The sequence below is a fragment of the Rhizobium sp. GN54 genome, assembly GCF_021026345.1.
Classification (GTDB): Bacteria; Pseudomonadota; Alphaproteobacteria; order Rhizobiales; family Rhizobiaceae; genus Mycoplana.
Genome location: NZ_JAJNCZ010000006.1, coordinates 101554 through 115226 on the forward strand (window position 1 = coordinate 101554; position 13673 = coordinate 115226).

The window sequence follows — 13673 nt, forward strand, 5'->3', positions numbered from 1 at the left end:
ACCAGACATGGCAATGCAGTATACGCGGGGCGAGGTTATCGCCCGCATCCAGACCGAGATCGACGCGAAGCGTTTCGTGTTGATGCAGGGAGCAGGCATCGGGCTCATCGCGCGTCTCGTCGAAAAGGCGGGCGTCGACCTGATCGCCGTCTACAATACCGGTTTCTACCGCATGAATGGCTGGGCGAGCATCTATGGCACGCTTCCCGTCGGCAATGCCAATGACACCGTGCTCGACCTCGCTCGGCAGATCGTTCCCGTCGTGAAGAAGGTGCCGCTCATCGGCGGCATCTATGCGCATGATCCGACGCGCGACCACCAGACCTCGATCAACCAGGTCAAGGCCGCCGGCTGCTCCGGCATCATCAACGTGCCAACGATCGGCCGTATCGACGGAACCTATCGTCGGGACCTCGAATCCGTCGGCATATCGTTCCAGCGCGAGGTGGATCTGATGTCCCGCGCAATCGACAACGACATGTATACCGTCGCCTATGTCTATACCCCGCACGAGGCGGCGATGATGGCGAAGGCGGGCGTCGACATGATCGCAGGCCATGTCGGACTGACGGCGGGCGGCGATGTCGGCGCGACGCAGGCGATCGGCATCGATGCGGCTGCTGCGGACCTGCAGGCGATGTTCGATGCGATCCGCTCGGTCAACGACAAGACCGTGCTGCTTTCCCATGGCGGGCCGATCATCACGCCGGACGACGCGGCGCAGATCGCGGCGAAGACCGGCGCCGTCGGCTTCGTCGGGGCCTCCAGTATCGAGCGCATTCCCGTCGAGCCCGCCGTCAGAGATGTGACGACGCGGTTCAAGGAGATCGTGCTGCCGTAAACGATCCGGCGGCATCGAAAGCAACCCGCCTCCCAAGGCCCTTCGGCCGCGCCCCTCAAAGGAAGGGGCGCGGCTTTCCAACCGTTCGAGGCTTGCCATGCGCCCTGAAATCGGCGGATCGCGTCCGATGCCCACACCGACCGACGCGCCTCGCCTGTTGCTGGAATCGCTCAGGCGCCGGCTGCTCGCAGCAGGATTTCGCGGTGACATCGCGATCGATGCGGCCTCGCGCGCGGCGGCCTCCACGGACAACAGCGTCTATCAGATCATGCCTGGCGCAATCATCGCGCCGCGCGATGCGGCAGATGTCTGCCTGCTCCTGAAGGTGCTCGACGAAACGCCGTTCGGACACCTGGCCATCACCGCGCGCGGTGGCGGGACGGGTACGAACGGCCAATCGCTCAACCACGGCATCATCGTCGATTTCCGCCGGCATATGCATCGCGTGCTCGATCTCAATCTCGAGGAGGGGTGGGTCGAGGTGGAGCCGGGCATCGTGCTCGACGATCTCAACGAACAGATCGCTGCGAGCGGCCTGTTCTTCGCGCCCACCACATCGACTGCGAACCGCTGCACGATCGGCGGCATGGTGGCGACGGACGCGTCCGGCAAGGGCTCGCGGATCCATGGCAAGACCGGCGACAATGTGCGCGGCCTCGATCTCGCCCTCGCAGGAGGCCGGCTCCTTGCAAGCGCGGACCCGCCGCCTGCCTGGGCCGCCACAATGCTGGCGGAGGTCGCCTCGGCCTGCGACAGCGGGCGGCAACCACTTCTCGACCATGTGCCGAGGCTCTCCCGCCGCTTTTCCGGGCTCGACCTCGAGCGGGCGCGCCCGACGCCCCAGACGCTCGAATGGTGGCGGCTGCCGATCGGCGCCGAGGGTATTCTGGGACTTGTCACCCGCGTCCGGCTCCGGCTCGTGCCACGGGCCAAGCAGAGCGTTCTGCTCGTCGTGGGTTTCGACAGCTTCGCCCGGGTGCTGGATGCCACCCATGCACTTCTCGTCACCGATCCGATCGCGATCGAGGTCATGGATGAGTGGGTGCAGGGGCTCGCCGACGCGGCCGGTCTGCTCGACAAGCTGCCGTCGGCGCTGAGAGGGGACGGCGGCAGCCGCCCTGTCTATGCCTTCGTGGAATTTGCCGGCGACGATCTGGCCGGGGTTGAGGCGAAAGCTGATTTGTGCGTCGCCATCGCACAGGGCATTCCGGGCTATCGAGGTGCGCATCGAGCATCCGACGCGGCGGAAATGGCTGAACTCTGGTCGGTGCGTGCGGCAAGCGTCGGGCTGCTCGGCGCCATTGCCGGGGATCGAAAGCCCATTTCCTTCGTCGAGGATTGCGTGGTGCCGCCGGAGAACCTTTCGGCCTTCGTTGCGGATTTTACTGCAATCCTCGAAGGCCATGGCTTGCGCTACGGCATATATGGCCATGCCGATGTCGGGTGCCTCCATACACGCCCGGCGCTGGATGTCGCCGAACCAGGGGATCGCAGTCTCTACAAGCAGGTCTCCGACGCGGTGTATCGGGCGGCCAAGCGCCACGGAGGGATCTTTTGGGGCGAACACGGCAAAGGCATTCGCGGTGCCTATCTGAGGGATTTTGTCGGGGAGGAGGCGTTCAAGGCGTTCCAGCGCGTCAAGCGCGCCTTCGATCCGGCGGGCCGCTTCAATCCCGGCAAGCTGGTTTCACTGGACGTGCCTCTCTATGGCATCGAGACGACGCCCTTTCGCGCGACGAGAACAATGGCGGAAGACGGCTTTCGCGATGCCTATGCCTGCAACGGCAATGCGCTCTGCCTGAACTATGCGGCCAGGACGCCGATGTGTCCTTCCTTCAAGGTGAGCGCGGAGCTTCGCCATTCGCCGAAGGGGCGGGCCGAAGCGCTGCGGGCCTGGCGGGAACTGAAAGCCGGTGGCCGTGAAGATCATGGGCTGGAAGCGGATCTCCACGCCGCGCTTGACGGGTGCCTCGGCTGCAAGTCCTGCGCCGGCGCCTGCCCGACGCATGTCGACATTCCGGAGATGAAGTCGCGTTTTCTCGAGGACTACCACAAGCGCGTGCCGCGTCGACTTGCCGACCATGCCGCCATCTGGCTGGAAGCGCTTTCGCCGTACCTTCTGCGGTTCGCCCCCCTGCTGGGCCTGTTGGCGCGGCTGCCGTTCTATGGCCCGGTAACGCGCCGCCTCGGCATAGTCGATGCGCCGGAGCCGAGTGGCCAGCGCCTTCAATCTGCCGGGCTCGCTCTCCTTCCGCCCGAGCATGCGAGGGAGAGGGATGTCTTTCTTCTTCTCGATCCCTTTTCGACCCTCTTCGACATGGCGGCCATCAAGGACATCGCCGATGGCCTCCGCGCGCTCGGCTTTCGACCGGTCGCCTTGCCGCTGACGCCATCGGGCAAAGCGGCGCATGTGAAAGGCGATCGGCGCCGTTTCGTGCGACAGGCGAGGGCCGTCGTGGACGTCGCAGGACGCGAGGCGGCGCAGGGGCTGCCGGTGGTCGGGACCGACCCGGCCCTCGTCTACATGTTTCGAAGCGAGATTGCGAAGCTCGGTCTCGGCGCGTTGCCGGAGGTGCTTGCACTTGAGGAATTCCTTCTCCGGCACGCCCCGCCTGCGGCATCTGCGCAACCCGTCACACAAGCGACGGTCTTCCTGCACTGCACGGAAAAGTCGATCCGGCCGCGCTCTGGCCGTGACTGGATCGAGGCGCTTGCCCGGTTCGGCATTGCGGCAAATGTGCCCGATACCGGCTGTTGCGGCATGTCGGGCCTGTTCGGCCATGAGGCGCGCCATCAGGACTGGTCGCGGCAACTGTTCGACATGTCCTGGCGCAAGCCCGTCGAGGCCGAAGACGCGGTCTATGCGACAGGCTTCTCCTGCCGCTGCCAGGTCAAACGGCTCGCGGGAAAGCGGGGGCGTCATCCGATGGCACTGATCGCAATGGCCCGGCAGGCATCTGGTCGATAGGGGCCGGGAAGCGCGACATGCGCGTTGCCGACTTCATCCTCCTGACGGCGATCGGCTTCGTCGGGCCCGTCCCGGTCGTGACCGATTTCAGTGCGGAGCCGATGGAAATGTGAGATCACTGGCATGCAAAATCGGAAATCTGTGATTTTTCTTTTTTTTCAATTATTTGACTTCCCCGTGCGAATGGACGATAACCTGCACATGGACATGCCGCGCACCCACCACGAGCCCAAGCTTCGTCTGCTCACGGGCCTCTGACCCTGGACGCCTCCCTTGCGGGAGGTCGTCCAGGGAAGATATCCATGCGCCTGTCCTCCTGCCCCTTGCAAATCGGCCTCGCCATGCCTTCAACGGCGTGAGCGTACGCTCGTTTGCAGGACCAGACCGGCGCTTATCCGACGCCCGCTGGAGAGCATTTTGGACAATCATGACCTGTTTCTCGCCATGGACATATCCCTGGCCGCCATCGTGCCGCACAAGGAGGCAGCAATCGCCCTTGCCGCCGACAGGCTCGCGGAGACGACCGGCATGGCTTATGGGGACGTCAAGGATGCGCTCGCCCATAGCGAAGCCCTGGGCTCCACCGCCCTCGGCAAGGGGATCGCCATGCCGCATGCCGTATCGCGGACCTGCCCTCGCCCCGCCCTCTCGCTCGTCAGCCTGGCATCTCCCGTCGACTTCGATGCCCCGGACCATCGCAGCGTCGATGTGGTTCTGGCTCTGATATGGCCTCAGAACAGGGTCGGCGATTTCGTCCGGTTCTCCCTGCTGGCCAATCGGATTCTCTCCGACCCCGCTGTCCTTGAGGCGGTGCGGGGGACAGGCGCGCCCGGCCGCATTCGTAGCCTTTTCCATGCCCGCAGTTGCGTTCTTCGGTCCTCCGCGCCCCTTCTCGTTCGCACGGCCGGCCATGTCTATGGGTTGCCGCGCCCGTAAAGCAGCGGCAGCCCGGAAGACCAGTCGACTGTGGACCGCCGGTCGTCGCGCGAATGCGTGCGCCGGCAAGCAAGAATGCAAGGAAACGACATGACTTTATGGACGGAACTCGCTCGCGCCTCGACCCCCGCCGGCGACGAGATCAACCTGCGCAGAAAGGGCGATCTCTACGAAATCCGTTTCAACGGACTGGAACTGATGTCCAACATCAATTTCCGATCGGAAACCATGCTGGCGGAGCGAAGCCTTCGGCTTCATGGACGTCCGGTCCGCCGCGTCCTGATCGGAGGCCTCGGCATGGGCTTCACGCTGCGCGCGACGCTCGACTGGATCGGCGAAAATACCGAAGTGACCGTTTGCGAGCTCGTGCCGGAAATCGTCGACTGGAACCGGCAACATATCGGCCATCTGGCTGGCCATCCGTTGCGGGACCGTCGGGTCGATCTTCGCATCGTCGACGTGCAGCGCCTTCTGGAGTGGAATGGCAGCGACTATGACGTAATCCTCATGGATACCGACAACGGCCCCGATTTCACCGTGCGGGAAACCAATGAGGCGATCTACGACGAGAGCGGACTTGAGGCCGTCCATCGCCGCCTTGCGCCGGACGGCATCGCCGCCTTCTGGTCCGCAACGGTGTCTGCCGAATTCGAGGATCGGCTGGACGCACTGCCCTGGCGATGGCGTCGCGATGACGTCAGCCTGATCAGCGGCCGCGCCGACGCCGTTCACCACATCTATTTCGCGGGCGGTGGCCTGCCTCGGTCTGTCGATGCGAGACCCACTGGCATGCATTCCAAACCGGGACGGCATCCCGAAGGCAGGGGCTTGCCGGCCTGAACGGCCACACCGCATGGGTGGTGATGCGGGGCACGACGACGCCTGTAGCTGACACGGGGGTCTGTCATCCCGTGTGCTCTACGCGCCTGCCACTGACACCCGGCTTGCGTGACGATGCCGGCGAAACGGATCGCCTCCTTGGCGCTGATTCACCCGGTGATGACGATCCCGTGGGGCGTCTTCATCGTCGCCATTCGCAGGCAGGGCCGTGACGGCGACGATGCTCGTCGTCACGGTCAGGCCAGTTCGGCTGTCCAGGCGGCGCGGATGCGATCCGGGATCTCGACGGCAAGTGTCTTCTCTTCGATCATGCTGCGGATCATCGTCTCGATCGTGATGACGTTCACAACCGAATGGGAGAGCGCGGGGAGCGGCTTCGCGGCACCCGCAATCACCTTGAAAAAGCTCTCCATCTGCGCCTGGTAGCAATAGAAGGCGGGGAGGTCGTCCTGAAGCGGCAGCGGGCTTGCGACTTCATGTTCCTTCACATGGATATGGGACGGCTTCAGCGTCGTCAGTTCCCGCACGATCGTGTCGCCGGGCGGCGTGAAAACGGTTTCGAGATGAAGCGTGCGCTTGGTGGCGTGGATTTCGAGCGCCTGGTTGAAGGTGGCGCCTGCGCTGCTTTCGATAACGCCTGTCCGCCCGCCCTCATAGGCAATCGAGCCGAAGATGCGGTTGACGGTGCCGTAGTTCGGGCTGAACGTGCCCATGGCGGAGACCTTTTCCGGAAGCCGGCCGGCATAGGTCGAGACGGCATTGACCGTATAGCAGGCGAGATCCCATGGAACGCCGCCGCCCGTCTCCTTCTTGAAGCGCCAGCTTCGCGTGGCATCATCGCCGGCCGCCACCTCCGGAAAATAATAGGACGAGCAACTGCGGATCCAGTCGATCTCGCCGATCTCGCCGTTCTCGACGAGGTCGTTCAGCTTCGCGATCATCGGGTGATGCAGGTACATGAAGCCTTCGACGATCGTCGCGCCGTGCGCCTTTGCCAGATCCCAAATCCTGACGGCATCCTCGCCGCTCGTGGCGAGCGCCTTTTCGCACAGGATGAATCTGTGGCCGGCCTCGAGGCACATCTTGACCTGTTCGAGATGCTGCGCCGGCCAGGTCGCGAGCACGACGGCGTCAAGCTTTTCCTCAGCCAGCATCTGCGCGGCATCGTCATAGGCCTTGTCGCAGCCATAGGCCCTGGCGAAGGCGTCGGCCGCCTCCTGGCGCACGTCGCTGCAGGCGACGAAACGGACCTTGTCCGCGCCGATCCGGCCGACGGCTATGCCATGGGCATGCGAGATGCGGCCGCAGCCGATGAGACCCAGTCGAACAGTCATGATTTCCTCCGATGAGATTGTGTCGCGGCAGCCTGCGGTCAGGCGGTCGTGGTTTCGCGCCGCCGCCTGAACGTGTGTCCGGAACGGGCGGCAAGCCTGTGCGCGTGGGCGAAATTGCGGGCGTAATCCCCTTCGCTTGCAAAATGCTCGCAGAAGCAGGTCATATCCGGATCGAGCGTCGCGGCATGGCGAAAATAAGCGTCGAAATCCATGTTGCCCTCGCCAAGATCGACCTCCTCCCATCTCAGCCCGAGCGGCGAGACGGGCCAGGCGAGATCCTTCAGATGAACACTGACGATGTAGGGCTTGAGGAGTGCGAAGGTCTTTTCGATCAGCGGACCGGTCGCGAAGAAATCACCGGGGGCGATCATGTTCGCCTGGTCGAGATGGACGCCGAAGCGGGGATGATCGACGCAATCGATGAAGTCGCGAACCGCCTCCGGTCCGTAGAAGAAACTGTGGGCATAGGGCTCGAGGCCGAGCCGGGTCTTGCCAAGGTCGAGCCCGTCGAGCGCTGCGAGCACCACCTCGCGCACCTCGTTGCGGCAGGCGTCGGTGAACATGTAGGGATGGGCGGCAAAGGCCTTGTCGGAGGGATGCCGCGTGCCCGAAAGGATCGCCACGGAACGACAGCCCATGGCCTCGGCATTTGCAAGCACGATCCTGAGGCGCGCCAGCCGGTCCTGCCGGAGGTCGCGGTCTTCGGTGATGAGATTTTCCCAGAAGCCCGTTTCGCCGATGACGAGGCCGGCCGCCGTCGCGGCTTCACCGAAAGCACGGGCTTCCTCGGTGGTCATGGTGGCGATCGCTTTCGGGGCGACGATGGCGGAAATGCCGTGCCGGTCGGCTTTCTCGCAGAATTCGCCGACGTCCGCTATCGTTTGCGGTCCGACCGCCACGCCTCCAAGCCGCATGTCCCGCGTGTCTCCTCATCCTTCGGAATTGCGTCATCCCTAGGTTTCTTTACAGGATAGGTCAAGATGTAATTTTTTCTTGCCGTTCCTCCGCGGATATGGCGATCGTGCTGCCGAGTGGCAGGGATTGCGAAATTGAAAGTGCGCTTGCGTCTGAAATTTCCCTGTTTCTCAGGCTTCTCCAGCCTCTGTGTCTGCGAGGGTCCTTGATCGACCGTGCGGGCCAACGGCCAATATCCGTCCTAAAAGCCTTAATTTACATATTGACAGATATGTCATAAATCCGCATGGTCCGGACAAAGGTTGCGGGAGGGTCAGCGCAGCCAGTCTGTCTTTGGAGGAGATCACCATGCCCAAGCCGCAACGCGTTCTCGGCAAACTTGCTGCAACGACAGCGCTTGCCGCCTTTTTCATGGCGGCGTCTCATCAGGTCGTGTCCGCCTGCGAAGCGCCGGATCATACCTTCTCGCTCGGTCTCGTCCAGGCGCCGGATCCCGGCCATCCGTCCTACGCCGCCGCCGTCCATTTCAAGGAGCAGGTCGAGGCTAATTCGAAATGCGCCATCCAGATCGATCTTTTCCCCGGCGGCCAGCTTGGCGGCGACCGGGAAATGTTCGAGGCGATCGTGATCGGAACGCAGCATATCGGTTTCATCTCGCCGGCGCCGATGTCCGCCTTCACCGATTCGCTGGACGGTCTCTCGTTGCCCTGGCTCTTCGATGGCGACCTCAAGCTCATGCACGAGGCGCTTCAGGCGGCCCCGGGCGAAACGATCCGCAAGGCTGTCGACGAGGACACGGGTACCAAAACGCTCTCCTTCATCTACTCGCCCTTCCGGGATTTCGTCACGACCAGGCCGATTACCGGCAATGACGTGTTGCGCGGGCTGAAGCTGCGGACGATGCAGAGCGCGCTCAATGTCGCGACCTTCGCGGCGATCGGCACCAATCCCACGCCGATCCCGTTTCCGGAAGTCTATGGTGCGCTCCAGACGGGTGTCGTCGACGGCTTCGAGACGGATGTGGTGGGCATGTATTCCGGCAAGTTCCACGAAGTCGCCAAGCACGTCACCACGTCGGGCCACTTCAACAACGTGCCGCTGATCTCGATGAACCAGGCGGCCTGGGACGGGCTGGAGCCCGAGTTGCAGGCAGTCGTGCAGAAGGCGGCTGACGATGCGGGCACGCGCAGCTACGAGCAGAGTGTCGCGCAGGTCGAGGAATATACCCAGAAGCTGAAGGATGCGGGCGTCGTCTTCCACACGGTAGACATCGAGGCGCTGCGCATGGAGACCTTGCCGGTCTATACGCAGTTCCAGGAGAAATCCGAGGTGACGCGCACATTCGTCGAGCAGGTCAACGCCATGAAGACGGCTGCGCAGAACTGATCGGGGCAAGGCATGGAGAAGATCAGTTCCGGCATCGACCAGGTGGTCCGCAACCTCCTGTTCCTGTTCGCGGCCATCGAGACGGTGATCATCATCACGGCCGTCGTCGCGCGCTACGTGTTCAACAGCTCCTTCCCCTGGTCGGAGGAACTCGCGCGCGCGATCCTGACATGGATGGTCTTTCTCGGCGCCTCGAGTGCGGTGAGGGCAAATGAGCTGGTCGCCATGGAATCGGTGCGCGACGGCTGGTCGGACAGGAAGGTGCTCGCGACCCGAGTCGTGACGGATATCTTTGTCATGATCTTCCTCGTCCTGGTGATTTATGCCAGTTGGCGGCTGATCTCGCTCACCTCCCGCCAGACCTATCCGGTCACGGGCTATCCACTCTGGATTGCCTATTCCGCGATCCCCGTCTCCTGCGTCCTCATGATCCTGCACCTCGTCGTCAGGATCCGCGGCCTCATTGCCGGTCGCGTGCCGCTTCGTCAGGAATTCCACGTCGACGAGATCGCCTGAGCGATCACCCGGCTTCAGACAGGTACCCGATACATGATTGCGCTTGCCGTCAGCTTCACCATTTTCATGCTCATGGGCATGCCGATCGCCTTCGTGCTCGGCGCAAGCTCTCTTGTCTATATCCTCTCGACCGGCAACCTGAACACGTTGATGGTCATGCCGCAGAAGCTCTATCAGGGAACGGACAACTTCATCCTGCTCGCCATCCCCTTCTACCTGCTTGCCGGCGAGCTGATGAACACGACCGGCATCACGCAGCGCATGATCGGCTTCTTCGTCATCCTGATGGGACATGTTCGCGGGGCGCTCGCGCAGGTCAACGTCATTGCGGGCATGTTCTTTTCCGCCATTTCCGGCACCGCGACCTCAGATGCGGCAGCCGTCGGCGGCGTCATGATTCCGGCCATGAAGAGGGAAGGCTACAGGCCGGAATTCGCGGCCGCCCTTCAGGCCGCCTCCGCGACGATTGCGCCGATCATCCCGCCGAGCATGGTGATGATCCTCTATGCGGTCTTCGCCAACGTGTCGGTCGCCGCGATCTTTGCGGCCGGCATCCTCCCGGGCATGCTGCTCGGCCTCGCCCAGATGGGGCTCGTCTACTACTACGCCCGCACCGGGCGGCTCCCGGCGCCGAAAGCGCGCTCGAGCTTCAAGGACATCCATGCCGGCTTCAAGGACGCGACGCTTGCCTTCATGATGCCGGTCATCATTCTCGGTGGCATTTTCGGCGGCATCTTCACGACGACGGAGGCTGCGGGCGCAGCCGTCCTCTACGCGATCGTCGTCGGCGCCTTCGTCTATCGCACGCTGACGCTCGGCAAGCTGCGCGAAGTGCTGATCAAGACGGCAGTCAGCACGGGCGGCCTGCTTCTCATCGCCGCGACGGGCTACCTCTTCGGCTGGGTTCTGGCCGCCGAGCAGATGCCGGCGAAGGCGGCGCAACTGATCCTCGCCATCAGCGAGAACCCGCTGGTCTTCCTGTTGCTCGTCAATATCCTGCTTCTGGTGCTCGGCACCTTCATGGATACGCTGCCGGCGCTCATCATCTGCGTGCCCGTCCTCTTCCCGGTCTCCCAGCAAATGGGCGTCGATCCGGTCCATTTCGGCGTCGTCGTCTGCTTCAACATCATTCAAGGCATGCTGACGCCGCCTGTCGGGCTGCTGCTGTTCATCACCGCCCAAATCGCCAAGGTTCGTTTCGAAGCGGTCACGCGGGCGGTCCTTCCGTTCCTGGCAATCAACGCGGTCGTGCTGATGGTCATCACCTTCGCGCCCGGCTTCGTGCTCTTCCTGCCGCGTCTCATGGGGTTGATGGACTGATGGCGACTGCAATCGACAATACATTTGACCATACCGGCTTCGTCACGCGCGATATCGAGGGCACGGTGGAGTTCTGGACCCGGGTTGTCGGCCTGACGGCAAGTCCTATCGTCGAGCGCACGGGTGCGTGGATCAGTGCCTTCACGGGCGTTCCGAACGCAGCGCTCCGGATCGTCCATCTCTTCGGCGAGGGCGTGCATCTGGAGTTCCTGGAGTTCATCCGCGGCGGCGCCACGCCGGAGCAGCCCGCGCCGGCCAATGCCAGCTGTGTCGGCCATGTCTGCCTCAGGGTCGATGATCCGGCCGAAGCGCTTCGGCGCTGCGTGGCCGCGGGGGCGAAACCGGCCGGGAAAGTCACCACCATCACGGAGGGTGCAGCGACGGGATTGACGGGCGTCTATCTTCGCGATCCGAACGGCCTTCTTGTCGAACTCCTGCAGCGGGCCGATCCCCGGTCGGGGCGGTGAACCACGCTGAGTTGTCAGATTGCTGAAGTTGTCCTAACAGGTTAGGTTGATTGCAAAGGTTAGGGGAGACGATCCGGAGTGTCGAAAGCGGGCCAGCGTCCTAGGTTGAGCGATGTCCTCTATGCGGACCTGCTGCAGGAAATCCACTCCGGAAAGTATGGCGCGGGAACGCGCCTTCCTTCCGAGGCCGATTTCAGTGCCCAGTTCGGCGTTTCCCGTCCGATCGTTCGCGAAGCGCTCGGCCGCCTCCGGGAGGAGGGGATCATCCGCTCGAAGAAGGGCTCGGGCAGCTATGTCGCCGCTGCCGAGAGGCGGGACGGCGTAAACGGCAGCGCCGCCGCGCGTACGGTCTCCAGCATTTCCGACGTTCAGAAGCTCTATCAGTTCCGAGTGTCGCTGGAAGGAGAGGCAGCGTTCCTTGCCGCACAGAACCGGACGGACGAGCAACTGGAGGCCATCGCCAAGGCGGCCGCGGATCTCGCCTCCACGATGCACAGCGCCTCTGACGGCACCAACGAGGACATCGTCTTCCACCGCGCCGTGGCGCTCGCGACCGGCAACGCCTTTTTCGTCGAGGTGCTCGACAGGATCGCGCCGGACATGCAATTCATCGTGCAACTGGCCCGAACGCTCCTCCAGGGGCGCCCTGCAAAGAACATCGAAGCGGTGCAGCGCGAACACAGCCTGGTGCTTGAAGCCATCCGGAGGGGTGACGCCGTTGCGGCGCGCGAGCGGATGCAATTCCACATCCGCACGGCTCAGGCCCGGCTTTTCTTCGGCGAGACCGTCGAGGGGAGTGCCCTCTGGCAGCAATCTCCGCCGATGTGAGAGCCGTGCTCAGGCCATGGGACCGGCAACGATTGAACAGGGTACCCTGTTCTCATGACGCTTTGACCTTCCGGCCAAGACGACAAGGTGCCGGACGATCGCGGGGGGCCGCCGGACCCGCTTGGTGGAGGACGCCTTGACGATCGCAGAACAGGCATGCCCGCCGGACGACTTCACGCTCATTGTCGGCAGCTACACCCATTCCCTGCCGCATGTGGCGGCACGCGGACAGGGGATCAGCGTGCTGCGACTTTCCGCCGATACGGGCCGCATCACGCCGGTGTCGTGCTTCACGGCCCTGCACAACCCGACCTATCTGGCGCTGTCCGATGGTCACCGCATGCTCTACGCGGTGGAGGAGATGCCGGAGAGGGACGGGGCGGCGGCCGTGGCGCTGAGCCTCGATGTGCGCACCGGGGACATGACGCTTCTTGACCGCGTGGGTGTTGCGGGCGATTGCCCGTGCCATGTTTCGCTCGATCGGGAGGCCAGACGGCTCTTCGTCTCCAACTACGGGAGCGGCAACCTGCTCACCTTTGCGCTCGACGCGGCCGGCATGCCGACCGGCATTGCGACGAACCTGCAACGCCACGGCACCGGGCCCAATGAAAGCCGGCAGGAGGGGCCGCATGTCCATCAGGCGACGGTCACGCCGGACGGCAGCAGCGTTCTCGTCTGCGACGCGGGGACCGACGAGATCGCCCGGCATGCGATCGGGAGATCGCTGATCGATCCGCAACCGGACCTCGTGGTGAAGACGAAGGGCGGCCACATGCCGCGGCATCTGGCGTTCTCGACCGATGGGACGAAGGTCTTCGTCGTCCACGAACTCGGCTGCACGGTCGGCTGCTATGCCTATTCGCAGACGGAGATCAGGCTGCTCGACGAGGTTTCCACCCTGCCGGACGACTTCGAAGGCGATTCGGCATGCGCCGCGATCCGCGTCCATCCCGGTGGCCGCTTCGTCTATGCCTCCAACCGGGGCCACGACACGATCGCCGCCTTCGAGGTCGATCCCGTGCACGGTTCGCTGAGGCGGATCGGCTGGTATCCCACCAGGGGCGCGGTGCCGCGCGACTTCGCGATCGATCCCGGCGGCCGCTATCTGGTCGCTGCCAACCAGGACGGCCATTGCCTGTCGGTGTTCTCGATCGATCGGGAGGACGGCTCCCTGACGCCGGTCGGGGAGACGTTCGAGACCGGCAGCCCCGTCTGCGTCCTGTTCGCCTGACTGTTTTCTGAACACGCAACGCGATGTGGACGGTGTATCTCCGCTCGTCCCCGTCTTCTGCTGCTGTGCCGCGACGATAGTTCGCACCTAT

12 protein-coding genes are annotated in these 13673 nt (G+C 63.7%); 10 read left to right on the forward strand and 2 right to left on the reverse strand.

The window, feature by feature from the left end:
- Positions 1 to 7 precede the first annotated feature (7 nt).
- The 4 genes from LQK81_RS16990 (at position 8) to LQK81_RS17005 (ending at position 5585) form a co-directional block, all read left to right on the forward strand.
- Positions 8 to 841, forward strand: coding sequence for a phosphoenolpyruvate hydrolase family protein (locus tag LQK81_RS16990; RefSeq protein WP_230807557.1), 834 nt, complete (start codon positions 8 to 10; stop codon positions 839 to 841).
- A 127-nt stretch (positions 842 to 968) separates the two neighbouring features.
- Positions 969 to 3809, forward strand: coding sequence for an FAD-binding and (Fe-S)-binding domain-containing protein (locus tag LQK81_RS16995; protein WP_230807558.1), 2841 nt, complete (start codon positions 969 to 971; stop codon positions 3807 to 3809).
- Between the two features lie 417 nt (positions 3810 to 4226).
- On the forward strand, positions 4227 to 4745 hold the full coding sequence (locus tag LQK81_RS17000) for a PTS sugar transporter subunit IIA (protein ID WP_230807559.1): 519 nt from the start codon (positions 4227 to 4229) through the stop codon (positions 4743 to 4745).
- Between the two features lie 90 nt (positions 4746 to 4835).
- Entirely contained in the window at positions 4836 to 5585 is a 750-nt protein-coding gene (locus LQK81_RS17005) for a hypothetical protein (protein WP_230807560.1), read from the forward strand.
- Between the two features lie 236 nt (positions 5586 to 5821).
- Here the strand turns inward: LQK81_RS17005 and LQK81_RS17010 are convergent, their stop codons facing one another.
- A complete protein-coding gene (locus tag LQK81_RS17010; RefSeq protein WP_230807561.1) occupies positions 5822 to 6919 on the reverse strand; it encodes a Gfo/Idh/MocA family protein in 1098 nt (365 codons plus the stop codon).
- A gap of 38 nt (positions 6920 to 6957) precedes the next feature.
- A complete protein-coding gene (locus LQK81_RS17015; RefSeq protein WP_230807562.1) occupies positions 6958 to 7833 on the reverse strand; it encodes a sugar phosphate isomerase/epimerase family protein in 876 nt (291 codons plus the stop codon).
- A 349-nt stretch (positions 7834 to 8182) separates the two neighbouring features.
- Between LQK81_RS17015 and LQK81_RS17020 the strand changes: the two genes are divergently transcribed.
- From LQK81_RS17020 to LQK81_RS17045, 6 genes are all read left to right on the forward strand, one after another.
- The gene (locus LQK81_RS17020) at positions 8183 to 9220 is read left to right on the forward strand and encodes a TRAP transporter substrate-binding protein (RefSeq protein ID WP_230807563.1); all 1038 of its coding nucleotides are present in this window, start codon (positions 8183 to 8185) and stop codon (positions 9218 to 9220) included.
- Positions 9221 to 9232: 12 nt separating this feature from the next.
- Complete coding sequence (locus LQK81_RS17025; protein WP_230807564.1) at positions 9233 to 9736, forward strand: TRAP transporter small permease; 504 nt, start codon at positions 9233 to 9235, stop codon at positions 9734 to 9736.
- A 33-nt stretch (positions 9737 to 9769) separates the two neighbouring features.
- Positions 9770 to 11056, forward strand: a complete 1287-nt coding sequence (locus tag LQK81_RS17030) for a TRAP transporter large permease (protein ID WP_230807565.1) — start codon at positions 9770 to 9772, stop codon at positions 11054 to 11056.
- Positions 11056 to 11523, forward strand: a complete 468-nt coding sequence (locus tag LQK81_RS17035) for a VOC family protein (RefSeq protein ID WP_230807566.1) — start codon at positions 11056 to 11058, stop codon at positions 11521 to 11523. Before LQK81_RS17030 ends, LQK81_RS17035 begins: the two co-directional genes overlap by 1 nt.
- Positions 11524 to 11601: 78 nt before the next feature.
- The gene (locus LQK81_RS17040; RefSeq protein WP_230807567.1) at positions 11602 to 12351 is read left to right on the forward strand and encodes a FadR/GntR family transcriptional regulator; all 750 of its coding nucleotides are present in this window, start codon (positions 11602 to 11604) and stop codon (positions 12349 to 12351) included.
- 136 nt (positions 12352 to 12487) lie between these two features.
- Entirely contained in the window at positions 12488 to 13582 is a 1095-nt protein-coding gene (locus LQK81_RS17045; RefSeq protein WP_230807568.1) for a lactonase family protein, read from the forward strand.
- Positions 13583 to 13673: the final 91 nt, after the last annotated feature.

Coding starts and splice junctions, on each gene's coding strand:
- LQK81_RS16990 (WP_230807557.1), top strand. CDS start 8: ATGGCAATGCAGTATACGCGGGGCGAGGTTATCGCCCGCATCCAGACC.
- LQK81_RS16995 (WP_230807558.1), top strand. CDS start 969: ATGCCCACACCGACCGACGCGCCTCGCCTGTTGCTGGAATCGCTCAGG.
- LQK81_RS17005 (WP_230807560.1), top strand. CDS start 4,836: ATGACTTTATGGACGGAACTCGCTCGCGCCTCGACCCCCGCCGGCGAC.
- LQK81_RS17010 (WP_230807561.1), bottom strand. CDS start 6,919: ATGACTGTTCGACTGGGTCTCATCGGCTGCGGCCGCATCTCGCATGCC.
- LQK81_RS17015 (WP_230807562.1), bottom strand. CDS start 7,833: ATGCGGCTTGGAGGCGTGGCGGTCGGACCGCAAACGATAGCGGACGTC.
- LQK81_RS17020 (WP_230807563.1), top strand. CDS start 8,183: ATGCCCAAGCCGCAACGCGTTCTCGGCAAACTTGCTGCAACGACAGCG.
- LQK81_RS17025 (WP_230807564.1), top strand. CDS start 9,233: ATGGAGAAGATCAGTTCCGGCATCGACCAGGTGGTCCGCAACCTCCTG.
- LQK81_RS17030 (WP_230807565.1), top strand. CDS start 9,770: ATGATTGCGCTTGCCGTCAGCTTCACCATTTTCATGCTCATGGGCATG.
- LQK81_RS17035 (WP_230807566.1), top strand. CDS start 11,056: ATGGCGACTGCAATCGACAATACATTTGACCATACCGGCTTCGTCACG.